General features: G+C 62.0%; 16 protein-coding genes. 12 read left to right on the top strand and 4 right to left on the bottom strand.

Annotated elements, in window-relative coordinates:
* Positions 1-212: 212 nt before the first annotated feature.
* The 4 genes from ACFXOO_RS00920 to ACFXOO_RS00905 all read left to right on the top strand — a co-directional run bounded on the left by ACFXOO_RS00920 (position 213) and on the right by ACFXOO_RS00905 (position 2,410).
* The gene (locus ACFXOO_RS00920) at positions 213-845 is read left to right on the top strand and encodes a hypothetical protein (protein ID WP_394562512.1); all 633 of its coding nucleotides are present in this window, start codon (positions 213-215) and stop codon (positions 843-845) included.
* A gap of 107 nt (positions 846-952) precedes the next feature.
* Positions 953-1,312 (top strand): hypothetical protein, encoded by a 360-nt coding sequence (locus ACFXOO_RS00915; RefSeq protein ID WP_394562511.1) that lies wholly within the window; start codon positions 953-955, stop codon positions 1,310-1,312.
* Positions 1,313-1,425: 113 nt separating this feature from the next.
* Complete coding sequence (locus tag ACFXOO_RS00910) at positions 1,426-1,920, top strand: DUF4265 domain-containing protein (RefSeq protein WP_394562509.1); 495 nt, start codon at positions 1,426-1,428, stop codon at positions 1,918-1,920.
* Between the two features lie 82 nt (positions 1,921-2,002).
* Complete coding sequence (locus ACFXOO_RS00905) at positions 2,003-2,410, top strand: DUF6924 domain-containing protein (RefSeq protein ID WP_394562507.1); 408 nt, start codon at positions 2,003-2,005, stop codon at positions 2,408-2,410.
* 251 nt (positions 2,411-2,661) lie between these two features.
* Here the strand turns inward: ACFXOO_RS00905 and ACFXOO_RS00900 are convergent, their stop codons facing one another.
* The gene (locus ACFXOO_RS00900) at positions 2,662-3,807 is read right to left on the bottom strand and encodes a hypothetical protein (RefSeq protein WP_394562505.1); all 1,146 of its coding nucleotides are present in this window, start codon (positions 3,805-3,807) and stop codon (positions 2,662-2,664) included.
* 455 nt (positions 3,808-4,262) lie between these two features.
* On the opposite strand from ACFXOO_RS00900, the gene ACFXOO_RS00895 reads away from it, so the two are divergent.
* The 3 genes from ACFXOO_RS00895 to ACFXOO_RS00885 all read left to right on the top strand — a co-directional run bounded on the left by ACFXOO_RS00895 (position 4,263) and on the right by ACFXOO_RS00885 (position 6,788).
* Positions 4,263-4,643: a DUF6984 family protein gene (locus tag ACFXOO_RS00895; protein WP_394562504.1), complete on the top strand. Its 381-nt coding sequence runs from the start codon at positions 4,263-4,265 to the stop codon at positions 4,641-4,643.
* 1,403 nt (positions 4,644-6,046) lie between these two features.
* Complete coding sequence (locus ACFXOO_RS00890) at positions 6,047-6,238, top strand: hypothetical protein (RefSeq protein WP_394562502.1); 192 nt, start codon at positions 6,047-6,049, stop codon at positions 6,236-6,238.
* A 331-nt stretch (positions 6,239-6,569) separates the two neighbouring features.
* On the top strand, positions 6,570-6,788 hold the full coding sequence (locus ACFXOO_RS00885) for a hypothetical protein (protein ID WP_394562500.1): 219 nt from the start codon (positions 6,570-6,572) through the stop codon (positions 6,786-6,788).
* Positions 6,789-7,026: 238 nt separating this feature from the next.
* On the opposite strand, the gene ACFXOO_RS00880 is transcribed toward ACFXOO_RS00885, so the two are convergent.
* Positions 7,027-7,623 carry a hypothetical protein gene (locus tag ACFXOO_RS00880; protein ID WP_394562498.1) on the bottom strand — a complete coding sequence of 199 codons (597 nt, stop codon included), beginning with the start codon at positions 7,621-7,623 and terminating at the stop codon, positions 7,027-7,029.
* A 59-nt stretch (positions 7,624-7,682) separates the two neighbouring features.
* The gene (locus tag ACFXOO_RS00875) at positions 7,683-8,630 is read right to left on the bottom strand and encodes an abortive infection family protein (RefSeq protein WP_394562497.1); all 948 of its coding nucleotides are present in this window, start codon (positions 8,628-8,630) and stop codon (positions 7,683-7,685) included.
* A gap of 488 nt (positions 8,631-9,118) precedes the next feature.
* Between ACFXOO_RS00875 and ACFXOO_RS00870 the strand changes: the two genes are divergently transcribed.
* Positions 9,119-9,508 carry a hypothetical protein gene (locus ACFXOO_RS00870; protein WP_394562496.1) on the top strand — a complete coding sequence of 130 codons (390 nt, stop codon included), beginning with the start codon at positions 9,119-9,121 and terminating at the stop codon, positions 9,506-9,508.
* Positions 9,509-9,979: 471 nt separating this feature from the next.
* Here the strand turns inward: ACFXOO_RS00870 and ACFXOO_RS00865 are convergent, their stop codons facing one another.
* Positions 9,980-10,456, bottom strand: coding sequence for a VanZ family protein (locus ACFXOO_RS00865; protein WP_394563168.1), 477 nt, complete (start codon positions 10,454-10,456; stop codon positions 9,980-9,982).
* A 299-nt stretch (positions 10,457-10,755) separates the two neighbouring features.
* Here ACFXOO_RS00865 and ACFXOO_RS00860 point away from each other — a divergent pair, with 299 nt between their 5' ends.
* The 4 genes from ACFXOO_RS00860 (at position 10,756) to ACFXOO_RS00845 (ending at position 17,012) form a co-directional block, all read left to right on the top strand.
* On the top strand, positions 10,756-11,304 hold the full coding sequence (locus ACFXOO_RS00860; protein WP_394562495.1) for a hypothetical protein: 549 nt from the start codon (positions 10,756-10,758) through the stop codon (positions 11,302-11,304).
* Between the two features lie 326 nt (positions 11,305-11,630).
* Positions 11,631-12,770 carry a hypothetical protein gene (locus ACFXOO_RS00855; RefSeq protein ID WP_394562494.1) on the top strand — a complete coding sequence of 380 codons (1,140 nt, stop codon included), beginning with the start codon at positions 11,631-11,633 and terminating at the stop codon, positions 12,768-12,770.
* Between the two features lie 209 nt (positions 12,771-12,979).
* Positions 12,980-13,846 (top strand): GyrI-like domain-containing protein, encoded by an 867-nt coding sequence (locus tag ACFXOO_RS00850; protein WP_394562492.1) that lies wholly within the window; start codon positions 12,980-12,982, stop codon positions 13,844-13,846.
* A gap of 2,569 nt (positions 13,847-16,415) precedes the next feature.
* Positions 16,416-17,012, top strand: a complete 597-nt coding sequence (locus ACFXOO_RS00845; RefSeq protein ID WP_394562491.1) for a recombinase family protein — start codon at positions 16,416-16,418, stop codon at positions 17,010-17,012.
* Positions 17,013-17,404: the final 392 nt, after the last annotated feature.

Below are 17,404 nucleotides of genomic sequence, written 5' to 3'. Positions count from 1 at the left end.
ATTTCTTCTGCTGGGAGTTCATAGACGGGTCGACGGGATAGCTCATCGGATGCGCGTCGGCCGGGCTTGAGGGTGGACTGATCTCGGTCCGTCGATTGCGGTGCCGTAAGACGCACCTGTCTTCAAATCTCTCCCGGGCGGGTCTTACGGGAATGAGGGTGGTCTTCGACACCCGTCGGCGCCGGGCGAACCGAGTCCCGAGCAACCGAGCGATGGCCGACCCGCTATTGACGCTCTGGAGGATCGAAGTCAGCTGCAGGCGGTTCCGGTTCTTGAGATTCCAAGAGAGCGTCGCGTGGATCGTATGGGGCGAAGCGAATGAGGTAGAGCATCGTTGCCGCGAAGGCGCCGGCAAGCAGAGCGACTGTGGCCCACAGGAAAAAGTGCTTGTGGGCGAGAAAAGCCATCAGGATCCCGCTAAGCGCGAAGACGACCAGCAGTACAACGCAGCCCGTCACCCTCCAACCCGGGCTCGAATACTTCCACGCCTCGCGCAAGGTCTCAGGTCTTTGGAGCCGTCGCCAAACCACAACTGGCATCAAGACGGCGAGAACGCCGCTAAGGACGACACAGGCCCAGATCAGCACGAGCTGCTTGCTATCCATGGTGTGACGCTAGAGCAAGACGCCAACATCGTTACTCGCGACGCCTCGTCCACCGGTGCGCTGGAGGATCCGCCACAGGGCTCGACAGATGTGAGCGTTACGCAGATCGATCGTCGCGTTGCTCTCTCTGGTTCACCGTCGACGTCGCCAGAGGTAGACGATGCTGGGGATGAAGTAGCAGGCGAAAGCGATGCTGACGACGACCAGACCGACTCTCCATGGATTGGCGAGGTCTGCTGACACTACGTTCAACACTGCGAACAAGGACTCGTCAAAGAACTATCGGTTGCCCGTCCGAGATCCCTAGCAATACGAAGGGCTCTCGAACGTCCCGGTATCGTGCCGGGATGACGACCGATCACGCACGAGAGTACTGCGACTGGTGCTCCGCACCGCTATCTGACGAATCCCGCACTCGGTCGCGCTGGCTCGGGCTGACTAGCGAGGACGTGTGGGCGTGTGCAGATTGCCTGCGGACGGGCCACTATCGAACGCCTCCTGAAAGCTGGTTGGGGGACGGTGAAGAGTGGCTTGCCCGCGATCAGTACATCCTTGCCGCAGACGACATCGTCGCGGTCGTCAACGCATTGAATGAAGTCCTCAACGGGCCGGACTCCATTGAGAACTGGGAGTTCAGTACGCGCATCGGAGTCTCGGTCGAGGAAGCACTCCAACTACTTGACCGGATCTCGGGTCGACCCGGATAGCAAGCACGCCGCCTCACGGAATTGAGTCGTCGTTCTCCGGTCGCCCGGGCGGTCGCCCGGCTGCGGGCACCTTAGCTGCGGTCCCCAGCGGCGCGTGCTGTTACCGTTCCGTCGTGACTGATTTTCGCGAGCACCCGTCGTTGGCGTCCATATGGGACGGGACCCGTTTGATTCCCGCACCAGACGCGCTAGCCGCCGACGCGCAGGTGTGGTTTGTCCTGCCACCCGATGCCGAGATCGAAGGGGCACCGATTTGGGAAGCGCTGAATGCCTCGAAGGTTGCCGAGGACACGTTCACCGTGTGTGGCTGCCCGGCACTGTTTGCGCAAGTCGCGTTTGGTGACACCGTGCGAGTCGCCTCTTCGGACGAGGGCGCCCTCGTCGTGACCAAAGTAGTTGCTCGCGGCGGCTACCGAAGCGCGAGGCTGTGGTTCGAGGACGGCGGGGAATCGTGGCGCCAGCCGAGCGAAACCCTTGCCGCCGAAGGCTGCGTCGTTGACGTCTACTCAGAGAAGCTGGTTGGCATCAGCTGGCGCGACTCCAATGACCTGACGCTCGCACTGGAGCGCTTGGAGGCCGAGGGCGTGCTGGTGTACGCAACAGCGTGATGCCCCGCTGAGCGATCCTCAACCGGTCCGACCTGCCAAACCGTCGGCGGGGTCTTCGCGACCCGTCTGACAGACTCCTCTGGTGCAATCACTCCCGTTGTCCAGCGACTCACTCCTGGTCAGAACCAGCCGCTCCATGTCGGCTGAGTGGCGTGAGCTGCTTGCGGTGATCGGTCGCGAGAATGCCGACGGGTTCCGGGCCTATGTTCAGCCGGTCGATCATCGCCGCTGGTACGGGCAGGCCGCGGACGCGATTCGAGCTGCAGTTCCCCCGAGCGAAGCGGCCGTTCTCTTCGTCGCTGATGAAACCACCCTGGGTTCTCCCGACCTTCCGGTGCTGGCGATCCAACTCAACGGCGACGAGAGCCCATTTCGGGCGGTTGCAAAAGAGCTCTGGTCCGTCGAGAACAACTTGAACCTGGCGAATATGGACTGGCATGAATTCGCAGACGCTGTCGACGATGAGGGCATCTACCGCGGACTGACATAATCAGCCGGCGCTGACCGATTCTGGATCCTCGATCGCGACAAAGTCAGTCGCGGAAGCTCTCACCGTTCGTGTGGGCAGCGGTCTGGCGTGCGGCCGTACCCGGGCAGGATTGCCACCCACTTATGGGGACCGCCGCCGCGCAGCTGCTGGACACGGTGGTGCAAGAACCTGACCACGTGGCTGCACAGCAGTAGCCGCCCGCGAGCGTCTGCGACGCGGTGAGCTGGCGGTTCGATGGGTAACTCAAGCGCTCAGTCGTCAGCAGCTTCTCTTCGGGCTAGGCCTATCGCTACCCGCCACTCATCTGTCAAGCGGGCCACCGTCGCGGAATCACCCCGCTGGGCCGCTTCTCCTACCGGCTCGAAGGTGGCAATGACCTCGCCGTCGCCGAGGCTTTCAAGCCAGACGTCAGCGGCGTCGCGCAGGTCTTCGCCGTTCTCGTCCACCAGCATGTCGCGGATGTCTCGGCGGAGTGCCTGGGCTGTCATTCTGCGAGTCGCGCGGCCAGCTGCCGCGACCACGCCGGCGACGTTCCACGCCTCTTCGACGCTGGCGTACCCGCGTCTCAGATCGAGATGCGGTGGCACCGTTGGGAGGTCCGTCCGACCTTCGACGACGATAGGCATCGCGATCCGTCGGATCCAGTCCTCGATGTCCCGCACCTCGTGCATCAGCGTGCGCCAAACCCCAGTGTGTGGTCGCTGCACCATCACCTGCGGCCACACTGCAACCTCCACGCGTCTGCCTCGCGGGGCGGATGCCAGCACCGAGCCGATGTGGACGACTTCCTGGTGCTCCGCGGTCTGCGCCGACGGCGCCGACGTCACCGCGCCGACGTCGACGCGACCGACGCGAGTGAAAGCGACGGTGGGCTCGCGGTGCTTCGCGTAGTTCGTATGCTCGACGAGCATGCGGAGGGGATGGTTGTCACTGTCGTTGCGGTGGTAAGGCTGGATCCGTTCCAACCGGCTGACGAGATCCGAGCCTAGGTCGAACAGACCCAAGCTGCGTCGATGGGGATGACGACACCACTGGCTGAATGCTTCTGGCGACTTAGTCGCGGGCACCTCCACGGCCTTTGCCTCGTTCTCTGAAAGCTCGCGGTCCAGCCGGTGCTCAACCTCGGCGTACAACGCGTGCTCAAGCATGTTCCGCGCCTGATTGAATGCGTCGGCGAAGAGGCGAGGGACAGCTTCCGGCAACGGATCAATGCCGTTCAACACCACTTCTTCCGTAGTTGGCGTGAAGCGCGATTCCAGCTGCAGAGGGTCGGCAGCCAGGTACACGTGGAGGACGTCGGAAAGCAGCTCGATGGTTGAGTCGACGTGGGCTGCAGTGTAGAAGACATGCGCCTGGTGTGCGGGAAGCCAATTCAGAGGGGCTGCTGCTCTCGCCATGACCGCAGGGTATGTGACATCTTCCTCCTAGGAGCTGACCGCCACCAGCCGATTCGAACGGCACCTGGTGCGGCGCCCGCGATTCTGGCCCGCTCGAACCGGATTCTCGACAGATCGGACATTTGCCGGCGATTCCCAGGCTCTTTTTGTTTCCGAAAGACCGTCGAAATGTCTCGCGCGATAACGAAATGACCCGCGGGAATCTATAAAGAAGAACTGGATCTAGGTTCGCGCCCGATCTTGCAGGGAACTACCTCGAATCCAAGTTAGCTTGCCGCGATCTGGCGACGGCTCGTCCGGGCTACACTGCGGATTCCTACGTCAAGCAGCGCAGGCGTGCGGACTGGAGTTGACGCGCGGACCGTTTGAGGATGCCCCACCGTGGATAGGAGACGCGACGAATCGAGTGTTCCGACCACTTGATAGTGAAGGAAACGTAAAGGTAGAAACATACTGTGTGCTCTAGCAACCCAGAGGTCCGGCGGCCATCCAACGAAGAGTCGGGCCTGCTTCAATGGTTGCTGCAGAAAGATTTCCAAGACGTTGAGGAACTTCGTGCGCAACTGGATGGAATTCTTGTTGAGTCGATAGACGACGACGGGAGTATTCGGCTGTATCCACAAAAGGGATCCCCCGCTGGTTTTGCGGGCCTTGCTCCCGTCGAGGGGAGATATGAAGATGCTGACGGAATCACTGTCAGTTTGCTGATTCATCTTCGAAACGGCTTCTTGCATGAGCTAGAGATATATAAAGATGATTCAACCTTCATAGCACTACGTCCCGCGGAAGCGCCCACGCTTCGATACGCGACGGCGCGTCCGCTCGGTTGGAGCTGAACCCAGTTCGGTGGATACGGGTTGTGTAGTGAATGATGCCGCGATGGCGGCGTGATGGGTGTTTTCGAACACGAGTGGTGAGACGTCGCCGACGCCCGAGTGGCGGCGTCTGGGGCTGTACCAGGCCTCGATCCCTGAGCGCGGCATCGGGCTCACCCCATTGCCGCGCGCTGCCACCTTTAGTCGGGAACTGAGTCGTCGACTGGTGGGTAACCCGAGTACGCCGGGTCCGAGAAGCGCCAGAAGATGAAACCGTTACTGAGAAGCAATACGGGTACGAGGTTCAGAATCCAGCGCCAGGCTGACGGTTCTGGACACGTAACGTTGAAAACAATCGTCAGGAGAAACGCCAACGGCGTGGCAACCCATAGTGTCAAAGCCCAACCACGCATCACACGTTGCCGGTGGATGGCGCGAGGATCGGTGGACATGCCAGGCAATCTACTCTCAACGTCAAAGGAGGGTCCCGGTTGCACTGCGCGCCAACGGATTGTTTTGCGGCGAAGGGAGCAGCGGGTCGCCGGGGCAATTAGGTCGTCTGTAGCGCGCTACTGACGGTCAGCGTCGCGGCCGCGCTCGAGCTCGAACTGGGTGATTACGGCGCGAGGCCGTCTCCAACGAACTGTCGCTAATGCGCCGGCGACGGCCCACACGATCAGAAACACTTGAAGCACCCATACCCAGGGAACGTCACCATCGTCGGTAAGCCGCATCCATGCAGTCCATGCGAAGAGAAGCGCAGACACGGCGACAAGAGTCGCTTGCCAATTCTTGCGGCGCTCCAGACTCATCCGCTGTCGGACAAGTGAGGCGGGGGGAACAGTGCCGTGGTTCTCGCTCACGGACTCGATGCTCTCGTGCGCGCACCGACCGGTCAAGGACCGGATGCCCGATTGCCCATGGTTCAACGAGACGCTGAACGATGCCATTCTTCTAAGCCGTCGAGGTCCGTCTCGATAACGTCCCGAGGTCGTCGTGCGTCGACTCCGACGATGGCGCGCGGTGTCCGACCAGCAGCGTCGACCCGAGTGCCTACAGGGGGTTCTTCGCGAACATCAAACCGAACCGCAACGGCATGCCCGGCTACGGATGTCCGCACACCCAGCAAGAGTCCATCGGCATCGGACTCGATCGTCGTCATGCCGCTCGCTGCCTTCGCGACCGTATCCAACGCATCACGGACATTCTCGACGGGAGATGGGATGATCAACCACCCAGACGCGGCAGGATCACCAAGACGAGTCACCGGACCAACAACGACTGAGCGACGCAGACGATCTGCCACCCGCGAACCATACGCCTAAACGGCGGGTTCTAGCCGTGACCGCACGCGGATCCGCATGCGGGCGCCCACTCAGGTCGCGCTAGAGTCGCCTCTGTCATGGGAAGAGGGACGTTCGAAGATGACTGAACCCGGTCACGATGATGCAGACGGCTTGCGTGCGCGGCTGCAGGAGATCGACGCGCAACTGCGGGCGATGTCGCTGCCGCCAGCCATGCTGTTCGATGCACCGATCGGCCAACGTGATGAATTGGAGAAGGAAGCTGGCGAGATCCGAGAGAGGCTCGGCGTCGCAGACCCCGGCCAACTCTGAGCAAAGGGTCTTCGCGAACGGGATGGATAACCATCGGCTTGACCGCGATAGTGATCGTCGCCCTCCTCGCTTGGTCGTCGTTCTGGTAGTTGGGCTCCGGGAGTGTTTATCACGATGAGCGATCCCAAGCGGGAGATGCGGCGCCGCACCTTTAATACTGGAAACCAACGCTGAGCCGGTTCGTGAGTGACCCCGTTGCGGGCATTTCCCTGTCCGACTACCGGGAACTGCGTGTTTCGACCGGCACGGCTATCAGTATCGTGTTCTGCCAGGATCAACCAAGCGCGCCAGAACCCCCCGGGTGTAGCCCCGAGCCCGATCGGACGAATGCATGAAATCCAACAAGAATTTTCGCGCGGGGCTCTTCTTCACCTGCATCGGTGCGATTTGCATCCTGATCGCCGTGCCGCTTCTACTCACCCGCGACCTGTCATCGTCGTCTGCACGGTTTCCTTCGCTTACCCAGGGCGCTGTCGTTTACTCAGGACTCGCCATCGGTGTCGCGATGCTTCTCGTCGGGGTCTTTTACTTGGTGAAACGACGCAGGTAGCGCACGCCAGGGTGAAATTGCGGGACAATCGGAAGGCCGGTCGTGGATCCGCTTTCGCGACGATGCTGTCGCGCTCGAGGACCGGCTTCCGGGCGGGAACCTCCTGGGGCACCTGCCAGGCCATTCCAGGGGACGAGGTGATCACGCTCAGTCCCATCGGCAGCTCACTTGCTGCGACTTTCGGGCACTCGGGCTGCTCTGCCAGCCACTGACCTTTCGGGTCAGCTGTGGAGCGGACTTACGAAGCGCTCCGCCCCTCACCGGCATCGGGCGCGCGCGCTTGGTCGTGGTCGCGCTTACTCGGCGGGTCTACCCGGAGCAGATGATGACGCGCGGTCGGCGGCTCGATCCCTGACTCACGCACTACGACAGCCGCCTTCTGCTGGACCGCTCGAACCCAGTCAACGAGGTCGAACATCGAGAGATTCGCGACCCAGAGGCCCTTACCCGTGAAGTGCATCTGTCCGGGTTCGATGTCGCCCTGCAGCTCTCCCTTCACCTGCTTGACCGTGTACGCGAACGGGTTCTCCCAGTGCTCCTCGAAGTTCCGCACGTCGCGAATCGAGGGACCGGGCGGTGGGTCGGGAAACTCCCTTGACCCGATGGTACGCACGCACTTTTCGACCTGGGCCGCGGCATTGATGAAGCCTTGGACGTCGGCCGTCAGCTGCCAAAGCCGGCCGAATGTCAGCCGGTGGGTGCACTCGGCAGCGGTCTCCTCCCACTTCTCATCACGACCGTTGTTCACCCAGCCGAGATAGAACCGATGCTCGGCCTCTGCCTGGAGCCAGGCCTGGAAACTGGCGTACATTCGGTCGGCGTGCACGAGCGCCACCGCGCACCAGGCGTAGAGCGGTCCGTGCAGGTCCTCTCCGTTCGCGATTGGCTGAGCCACTAGCCGACCAGGAATCGCGTGACGGTATGCGCGGTGTCGACGGCGAGCAGCGCGTGAGCAGCGGTTAGCCCAGCGGGATGCGCCGTCCGTCCGTGCCCAGTGCCCACCCTGTTTCGTAGCTCGCCGAGGGCCTGAACCGTTGCCACCTCTCCGCTGATGAGTTTCAGTACCGCGCCCTCTCGTGCGCCGAGGGCGGCTTCCACCTGAGCGTCGACCAGATGGGGACGTAGTGCTCTCCACCAGTCGTGCAGATCGGGCGCGGTGGCTGTGGGAACGGCTCCGTGCTTGGCGGCGAGCACCTTCATGGTCGCCTCAACGACTTCCTTGGCTGCACCGATGGCACCGGCGATGTCGGAGCGAGTGCGGCGTTTCCGCATCGTGGCGAGGTATCCGTCGAGGACCGAATCGGGCAGTTGTCCTCGCAGGTGGGGCCATCCCCCAGCGGCATCGCGCAGGGCAGGCGTGACGTCCTCGAACTCGCCGTCGATGCGGAGCTGAGCTGCGAAGATGAGAAGGCGCTGCTCGATAAGCTCGGCGAGCCTCCCCAGCTGACTCTCCACGGTCTCCTCCGAGTTCGTGGCGGTGATCTGGAAGAGACGGGGCACCCTCGAATATTCCAGAGCAAGGGCGTCGCTGAGATTCCGTGGCGAGCTGTTATCCGAGTCGGCAATCCAGCGATATATCCGCGTGTAGGTGCCGTGAGAATGCTGGTCGACCATCCAACCTATGGACACGTGGGTCTCGCGCTGAAGTTCTGGGGTCGCCAGCTCGGCAAACGTGTCGTGCCCACCGAAGAGCCGATTGGTTGACTCGTCTGACATCGTGCCAAGTCGCAGGTATGTCGGCACCGCCTCGTGAACGTAGAGCAGGTGCGCCTGCCCCGCGGTTACGATCCGGCGCAGGCGCCTGATCCGCTCTTCGCGGGCGTAGTCCTCGTCAACGGGCATGGGATCTGTGTAGCAGACAGCAGTCATTCGGCGTGCCCTTGTTCGGCATCGAGGTGGGCCGCGCCGCCGATGAACCGCAACGGAGATGTTCAGTCAGCTATCGACGCTTCACATTTTCGAGTCCGCCGACGTATTCAGACTGCTCTTGCGTTGCACAGTCTCGCGTGGCGGCTTCCGTCCAATCCATGTCAAACCTGTACCACCCACCACCCAACGCCGTCTGTCCTGCGGGGGACTCGATGAGCACCCACCCTTGCTTGTACGAACTCCACGTCGCCTCACCTGAATACGGCTCTCCGGTAACCGTTGCGCATGTTCTCCCATCCACCGTCTTCACCTCTCCGAATCCCAGATTCGTGACGGAGGCCGACCCGTCCTCATTCAAGACAATGACGCTCCGCTCATCGGCGCCAGTTTCCCGGGCTGTGGTGTAGGAGGTCGGAAAATTCATATGCGCTCGAATCCCGTAGGGATCGGTCGGGAAGAGGGTGGCGAAAAGGCTAGCCGCCGCCCAGGTCGCAATCGCCACCAATGTGATCGAAACAACGGTCACGGTTGTCCAGACAACCACCCGGAGGCGGTTGCTCAGCATCGGTGAGGCATCGCTCACTGCGGCCTCCAATTTACGCTCCAATATTGCGGCATCGTCGCAAGGGCAACCTGCAAGCTCAGTCTGCGTCATCCCGTGTGGCTGCGTCGAAGTCCTTCTTGGCCTGTACTGCCTCGTCGATTCGCTGGTTAGCAACGGCTCTTCGGGCGAGGAAGCTCGAAGCGAAGAAGGCGATCACGGTTATCACTACCGCTGGCCACCATTGGTTGGCGATGAAGACGATCAGAAGAAGCAGCAGGGGCGTTGCTACCGCGCCTTGGATGAATAGCGAGCGATTCATTCCGCACTGCCTCTCTGTTGGACGTGTCCCCGAATCTGGCGGATCTCACGAAGGCTCGATACCCCTAGATACAACCCGAACACGCCCAACAGAAGGGTGGGGATCCACGACAGGGGCCGGTCAAAAAGAAGGATCAATGCGAGGAGGCTGGCCACAACTAGGAGGCTTCCTCCCAGCACCAGAAACCAGGCGAGAATGCCGGACCTAACCAGAAAGCTCTTCACTGGTTCAAAGTACAACGGCGCGATCGAGCGGAATAGGGTCGCAACCCGGATGCGACGGAACCGGCGCCCTCACCGTTTAGCGATCCCGAGCGCGACAGACCCCGATCATCTGCTCGCAGACGAAAGCACCGCGAATCACGTCCGGCAAAAGAGAATGCCAGCACCCGTCTGCCACGACTACGCGATCGAGATTGCACTGGTTGGCGGCGGAGATGGCGGTTTCGATCACACTCCCTCAGGCGCCGTTTTCATGTGGTCCGATTCGGGTTCGCCACCATTTGTAGGACAGCAGCGATGCCAGCGCGGCGCCCAACGCATTTAATAGGACGTCGTCGACGGACGTGACCCGCCCGAGATTCAGCCCCAGCTGGAGCAACTCGAGGACGGTCGAAGAAGCTGCGGCCATGAGCGCGATGGCGGGTACGACGCCTGCTGGGGCGGCGATACGGAACCGAACGGGCAAGCAGAATCCGAAAGCCGCGAAAACCAGTAGGTTGCCGACAAGCTGAACCACGGCATCTCCACCCTCGAGAACACCAGCCAGATCTCGAAATGGCGCCAGACGCACGCTGCTAGGTGCGCCGGTGGGTGTCAAGATCAACCAGATCCAGGGGGCAGTCCCGACGACCAGACCTACCTCGGCCGCTGCGGACCGCAACGCCCAGCGATGTGCCCGCCCCGCCGCGACCCGGCGCCTGCTCAATACGAGCACTGCCACTGCAGCAAGCGGAACCCCTAGCAAGACGGCGCTCAAGATGACAGCGCCGAAGCGACCGGAGATGCTGGCTAAGACGTCCACGCCCCATTCTCCCCACACGAACGGACTCAGCCCCAGGTAATGACCCGCAAGGGAGGAGTTGGGCGCGACTTGCCAAGACCAGTCAGACGAGCTGATCGACGGCCTTCACCTCCGCCGCCGCGACGCTGAGTGGTGCTTTCGCACGCAACCTAGATGCCGCGGCAGTGACGGCGCTTCGAGGTGCATTCGGTGCCGGGTCGTACCCTGACAACATGGTCGTTGACTCGTGGGTGGTGTGGGGTATCGGAATCGTCGGAGTGATCGTGTTGGCGGTGACCGGGTATTGGTGCGTCGCACGTCTCGCTCCCCCCAGGTGGCGACGCCCCTGGTCGGCGGTCGCGATTACTTTTATCGCAGGGTTGATCGCTGTCAGCGTGATCGACACCTCCCTGTACGCGCCTCGGGCCTTAGCGGAGCTTGACTCGCAAGTCGGGTTGCCGGCGAACTACACCGGGGATAGGTCAAGCCTCATCCTCAGGAAGGATGGCAGCGCCACTTTGACGAACGTGGTCCTCGCGGACGACGTCACCAAAAATGGGGAGGGGCGGTGGTGTTTGTCCGGTGAACCGGTGACGATCAGCGGTGACGCTCGCTGGTCGATGTCTAGCGACGGCGCCGCGCGTATCGACGCAAACGGCAAGGTGAGTCAACTCTTCCCCGACCCGAAGCTGATCCTCGGATACGGATGGGTCAAGGGATTCCTGCTGACAACATGCGACGTTCCGCTGGCCACTGAATACTGGGCGCACGGACGCGACTAAGCACGCCGTCAATGATGAACATTCCTGCCGACAGACGCTGATTCGACGCCACGATCGGTACTCATCCCCGTTGGACTGAAGCCCCAAGCGCGCACATTCCCGCTCTTAACCCCTCGAGAATTGCGGTTTCTCGGCAACGCACCGCCCCGCTCGTCTCCTACCGAAATCCCTCGCCGTCCGGAAACGGATCGCCATGCGGACACTGCTGCCTTTTTCACGAGAGCCAACTCGGAGGCGGCCCGCGGATCCGTCGACGCAACGATGGTGGTGAGACATGATGGGCAGTGACGGGCGGGGTGCCTCATGCGCAGGAGGAGGTCTTGGATATGTCTTACGACGTCCGCGTGTACGGGAGGACGAGCTTGTCGCGAGAAGGGATCGATGAGCTGCTGCACCTTGGATCTCTGACAGTCGATGACGCGCCTGGTGGAGACGTCATCACCGTACTCCGCGGTGTTCGCCGGCAGTACAGCTTCTCCTTCGAAGGGCCAGTCGACCTCGATCCGGACGATGTACCGGAGCACATCGTCGCCCTTATCCTCGAACCCCATTACCTTTACAGACTCTCAGTAGAGGGAAGCAGCGCAACGGAGATCCCCCATGCGTTGCGGTTCGCTGCACGTCTTGCTCATGCCGTCGGTGGGGTCGTCGAAGACCCTCAGGCCGCACTCTCCCGGCGCGGGGCCAGACTCCGCGAAGTGCATCCCGTTGCTCACGGGACGTCCACAAATGTGCTGGTCATGACCTGGTACGCACCGGCCATCAGCGGGCGAGACACGGCGCGGATGTGGCTCGGATGCGCCCGACGAGACCTGCCCGAAGCGCTCCCGCGACGGTTTGGCGTCTTCGAGCCGTTGCAGCACAAGCTGGCTATCGACGGCGACGAAGCCTTCATCACACTCGCCGAAAGCGCCGATCCATTCATCACTCTGCGCTGCACGCAGCCTTGCCTCAACGGTGTCATCTCGAACAACCGGCAGAACAAGCGATTCGTCGTCCATACTCTGACCGTGTTGATGGAGCCGCTCGAGCATCCGGGCTGGCGGACTGCGGTTCGCCGCTTCTTCACCCGCTTTGCCGCCGCTTCGTCCGCCGTCTTTGCTTCTGCTGAGGTGCAGACCGGCATGCGATGGAACGGTCGGACACTGTCCTACACCCCGGACTCAGATTTCGTCGCCTACCTTGCTCCAAGCGGGGATCTGATGGGCTTACCCCCATATCCGGTCTCGTGGGCATGGCTCGGGCAGGACTACCTCGACAACCTCGACACTTCACTACCGCCGGTTCCCACCGAAGCCCACACCAGAGGAACACTCCTAATTTTTGCCGATTGTCCTGTGGCGCGAGAGGACCTTCCTGCGGGCGCGCAATTCGCCGATCACCTACGCGCCCAGTACGCACAACCGCTCAGGCGTGGCGCAAGCGTTCAGCTGGTTCCAGCTACTGATGTCGCGACCTGGTCATGACGTAAGCCAGCGCCACTCGATTTGTTGAAACGGCGGTTGTAGTCGCGGATATCGATCCGCCCCTAAGTGGATCCTCCTGCGCGACGGACTTGTCGCGCTGATGGACCGTCTTACGGGCGCGTTCTGGAGCACAGAGGCGATCCGATCGGACCGCGATAGTAGGGTGCCGATCGTGACGACCCGGAAGTGTGGGAGTCCAAGGAGGCGGCATGATCGTGGAGCTAAACAGACTGGTTGAACTGGTCGAAGGTCGTCTGGACGACGACCTCGACGTTGCATCCTTGGCGAGAGAACTCGGCACGACGGAGTACCACCTCCGTCGGATGTTCTCGTCACTCGCTGGGATGCCGCTGTCGGATTACATCCGGCGTCGCCGCATGTCAGTCGCGGCAGCAGACGTTCTCGGAACGGACGACCTGCTGAGCGTCGCGGTGCGCTTCGGCTACGGCTCGACCGAGGCCTTCGGTCGAGCATTCCGATCGGTGCATGGCGTCAGCGTCGGCGACGTCAAGCAAAATGGTGGCCCCCTTCGCACGCAACCGCAGCTCAGGTTCCGCCTGACCGTAGAAGGGAACATCACCATGGACACCCGAATTACCGATCGACCGGCGTCTCTCCTAGTCGGCCACGCCACCCGCGTGCCCCTCATTCACGAGGGCGTCAACCCGCACATCCAATCCCATATCGCCTCCCTGCCGGCGGCAGAACACGCACGACTCAAAGCCCTGAGCGACACCGAGCCGGCCGGTCTGCTCCAGGTCAGCGCCGACGTCGACCCGGACTACACCGAGGGAAGCGAACTGACTTACCTGCACGGCGTCGCAGTCGCGGGCACGGCCCCGGTGGCCGACCATCTCGACACGATCGAGGTTCCGGCTGGCACGTGGGCGGTGTTCCACACCGAGGGCGAGTACCCGGCTGCGCTGCAGGAGGCATGGGCTGCGACCGCGACTGATTGGTTTCCGTCGAACCCTTGGCGGCTCCGGCCTGGGCCGTCCATCGTCGCGGTACTCGACCGTGCCGACGACTTCAGCACAGCCACCTGCGAGCTCTGGCTCCCCGTCGAGCGCGCTTAGTAGAGAAAGATCTGTCGGCCGTGGGGTACCGGCCGGGCCGCCGCCCGTTCAGGGATGGGTAATCGGGCATCCGGTCCTTGACCGGTCGGTGCGCGCACGAAAGTATCGAGTCCGTGAGCGCGAATCACGGCACCGTTCCCCCCGCCTCTCTCACGCAACAGCGGATGAGTCTGGAGCGCCGCAAGAATTGGCAAGCGACTCTTGTCGTCGTGACTGCGCTTCTTTTCGTATGGACTGCATGGATGCGGTTTACCGATGAGGGTGACGTTCCCTGGGTATGGGTGCTCCAAGTGCTTCTGATCGTTTGGGCCGTCGCCGGCGCATTAGCGGCGATTCGTTGGAGAGGGGCTCGCGCCGCAATCACCCAGTTCGAGCTCGAGCACGGCCGCGACGCTGGCCGTCAGTAGCGCAGTACGGACGACCCGATTGCCTGGGCGCCCCGCTGCTCCCTTCGCCGCGCAAACGGATCCGCTTCCGGGAATGATCTTTTGAGCTGACCAACCGTCTATTGAGTGCTTATCAGGTGACATATCCCGGTTTTGCTCAGCCCGCGTGACTTCGCCAGCAGGCATAGTCACCGAGTCCGGACGCGTTTCGAGCGGTCGCTCGATGTCGTCAGGGAGGGTAGCCGTGCCCGAGGTTTGCCGAGAGTCGCGACCGCTCGATGACGGTCGGGGGTGCCGTGACCCTCCAGTCCCGCCTTCCGTCAGTCGAACGGGACAGTTGGGTTGGCGCAAGCAGATCCTCATCGAGGATGTCGATGATCACTGCGGGTGAGGCCTACAGTTACGGAATGGCACGCCCGGCACGACGGCCCTCGAGGGAGGCCGTGTTTGCTCCCGCAGTGTTAGGCATCATGTGCCTCCTATTGGGAATAGTCCTCGCAGTCACTCAAACCTCCGAGGAGCTATCCAAGGTGTCCGACGGGAACGTGCTCAATCTTCCTGGGTGGGGCTGGAACGGGTTACTCATTGCCGTCGGGGTGGTATTCCTTGGCCTAGCGGTCCATGCCTTCCTATGGCGACGTCGCTTGTAGCACCCCCTCCCATCGGCCGTTCCCATAGCCGATTGACGATCCCCTCACGGTCTGTGTTGCTGCGGCGCACGGACTAGATTTGTTCGCGTGGCCGCAGACCCTACGTCGAATACCGATCGACGACGTCGTCGACTGGAACGCATCGTTTTTCAACTAGCCGGCGCTTTGACAATCGTGACTATCGCGCTGGGCCTCGTATCCGGATTTGCCAGTGGAGCTGAAACGGGAGCGCGTCAGCTCCTAATGATCATCGTTGTTGCACTGGCCGTCATCGACATCGGTCTCGTCATCACCCTCGTAACCCTGAGGCTTCGACTAAAGAAGTTCGGACAAACGACTCATTAATTGGCGTCTTGTTCCGCACGGTATCCGCTCATGCACAGGAACCATCGCGCTGAGGGACCCATCACGGGGAATCGCTGGCGGCCCACGGGAGCAGCGGACAGTCTTGGCGCAGTGGAGGTGATTCACCCTAGGCTCGCGTCGTGCGAGATATCACTCTCCCTGGCGACCCTGCTCGCCTTCGCCGGCTGATCGTGACGGGTACCTGGGTTCGCGCCGTGTTGGCAATCCCTCTCGCCGCAGGGGTGATTTGGTCCATCCATACTGGTGCGTCGCCCATCCTCGTTATTTTTCTTGGCGCTCTACTCGCGTATGACATCCTCTGGGTGGCATGGCACGTACGCGAGTTAAGGCGGGGGACATTCTCTGGCCGGGCGACTGAGAAACCAGATCCGGGTCGCACCGAATAGCCAACGAGCGATTCGCTTCAGGATCCGTTTGCGCTATTGCCGCTAGCCTCGCGCCATCACGCCCGGCCCGGTGCTGCCACCTCTGTCAAATGTCTTGATCATCGATGTCGTCATCGCATTGACGCCGGGGAGACGGTCGGCCCGTGCGCCGGGTCGTGGCGTACTCGATGAGTCGCGCCCTCCGGATCGCAACGGGCTCTAGTCCTTGTGAATGCCGCTAGCGCTCTGCACCCCGACCTGACGCGGTTCGGACGGGTCGCTTCTACGCTGGAAGTTGTGGAATGACCACTATGAGCGTCGCACAGACGGCAAGGACGGCGGCGATGAGGACGACCCAGCCGGCCCAGCTCGACCTCGGAGGTCGCCCCGTGGCCGGCGGCTGCTGCAGTACAGCGCGGAGCAGGTCTGCTTGCGCCTCAAGTTCTTCGGATCGACGTTCGACGGCCAAAGTCCACGAATTGGGTAGACGTCTCAATCTGCGCCGAGCGATCTCTTCAAGTTCCTCGGTGATCTGATTGAGCTGCGCAGACAACTCGACCCGTCCATTCGCGGGCGGGACCCCGGCAGGCGTGGCTTCATCATCGGGCATGCGATGAAGCTACGCGACCACTGGCACCTTCGCTGCATGGGCTGGTCCGGCGATTTCCACCTGACGGAGCATGAGATCACCGAGACATAGAAGTTCGCGGACCGGTTCGTCAGTGATTCGAGGGGTCTCCGACCGATTGCTTGGGTGAGCTGATGTCTAGCCCAAGCGATCTCGTGGGAGAAGTCTTCGGGCATGAATGAATTACTGATCGGATACGCGCGCGTGTCCACATACGAACAAGATCTCACCGCACAAAAGATCGCCCTCGAAAGGCTCGGCGTCGACCCCGCGGACATCTACACCGACCACGGTTTGACCGGCACGAATCGCGCGCGACCCGGTCTTCGCGAAGCGCTGGCCGCATGCCGCAACGGAGACACCCTCGTCGTTGCAAAGCTCGACCGGCTAGCTCGGTCACTCCGCGATGCGAAGGACATCATCGATGAGTTGACATCGAAGCATGTCAAGTTGAGCATCGGAGGCTCGGTACACGATCCACTCGACCCTGTGGGCCGGTTGCTGTTCAACGTCCTCGCCATGGTCGCCGAGTTCGAATCGGACTTGATCCGCGCCCGAACCCGCGAAGGAATGCAGGTGGCTAAAGCCAAAGGCCACCTCCGCGGGAAGCAACCCAAGCTGTCAACAGCCCAGCAGCGCCACCTAATGGAGGTGCACGACGCGGGTACGCACTCAACGGCGGAGCTCGCAGAACTCTTCAATGTCGCCCGGTCCACCATCTACCGGACAATCGAACGACAGCAACAGGCGACCACAACCAGGCGCCTCTAAAGGATCCACCCATGGGACTGGAACTGTCGCGCTAAGCGACCTCGGTTGCGGACGGAACTCATAGAGTTCGCGAACGATCATCCCCCAACGGTCCACACGCCCACCAATCCCGACCCCGCGACCATTCCGTCGGGAACCTCCCGCGGCAGATTCGAGGTCAACCGCGAGCGACACTCCGCTCGTTGAGCGACGCAGGTAGCCGTCTTCCCGTGCCTATCTACGGAGGTAGCGCGCAGCCGACGCAAAAGCCGCTGCGCCGAACACTACGAGCACGAGCATGAACAGCATCTGCCACAGTGCACGAGACCCTCTAGTGCGCGACACGTGCGCGGAGGACAATATGGCGCGTTCGGCGAATCGAAGGGAGACGAGGTGGACGTCAAAAGGCCCAA

Source organism: Microbacterium sp. P03, from assembly GCF_043556235.1.
GTDB lineage: Bacteria > Actinomycetota > Actinomycetes > Actinomycetales > Microbacteriaceae > Microbacterium.
The sequence above is the reverse complement of the archived record's forward strand: the minus strand, read 5'-3'. Positions and strand labels throughout refer to the sequence as shown.

Excerpts from the sequence above, each read along its gene's own strand:
- ACFXOO_RS00900 (WP_394562505.1), bottom strand. The coding sequence starts at position 3,807 with ATGGCGAGAGCAGCAGCCCCTCTGAATTGGCTTCCCGCACACCAGGCG.
- ACFXOO_RS00850 (WP_394562492.1), top strand. The coding sequence starts at position 12,980 with ATGATCGTGGAGCTAAACAGACTGGTTGAACTGGTCGAAGGTCGTCTG.
- ACFXOO_RS00875 (WP_394562497.1), bottom strand. The coding sequence starts at position 8,630 with ATGCCCGTTGACGAGGACTACGCCCGCGAAGAGCGGATCAGGCGCCTG.
- ACFXOO_RS00855 (WP_394562494.1), top strand. The coding sequence starts at position 11,631 with ATGTCTTACGACGTCCGCGTGTACGGGAGGACGAGCTTGTCGCGAGAA.
- ACFXOO_RS00860 (WP_394562495.1), top strand. The coding sequence starts at position 10,756 with ATGGTCGTTGACTCGTGGGTGGTGTGGGGTATCGGAATCGTCGGAGTG.
- ACFXOO_RS00920 (WP_394562512.1), top strand. The coding sequence starts at position 213 with ATGGCCGACCCGCTATTGACGCTCTGGAGGATCGAAGTCAGCTGCAGG.
- ACFXOO_RS00885 (WP_394562500.1), top strand. The coding sequence starts at position 6,570 with ATGAAATCCAACAAGAATTTTCGCGCGGGGCTCTTCTTCACCTGCATC.
- ACFXOO_RS00890 (WP_394562502.1), top strand. The coding sequence starts at position 6,047 with ATGACTGAACCCGGTCACGATGATGCAGACGGCTTGCGTGCGCGGCTG.
- ACFXOO_RS00845 (WP_394562491.1), top strand. The coding sequence starts at position 16,416 with ATGAATGAATTACTGATCGGATACGCGCGCGTGTCCACATACGAACAA.
- ACFXOO_RS00915 (WP_394562511.1), top strand. The coding sequence starts at position 953 with ATGACGACCGATCACGCACGAGAGTACTGCGACTGGTGCTCCGCACCG.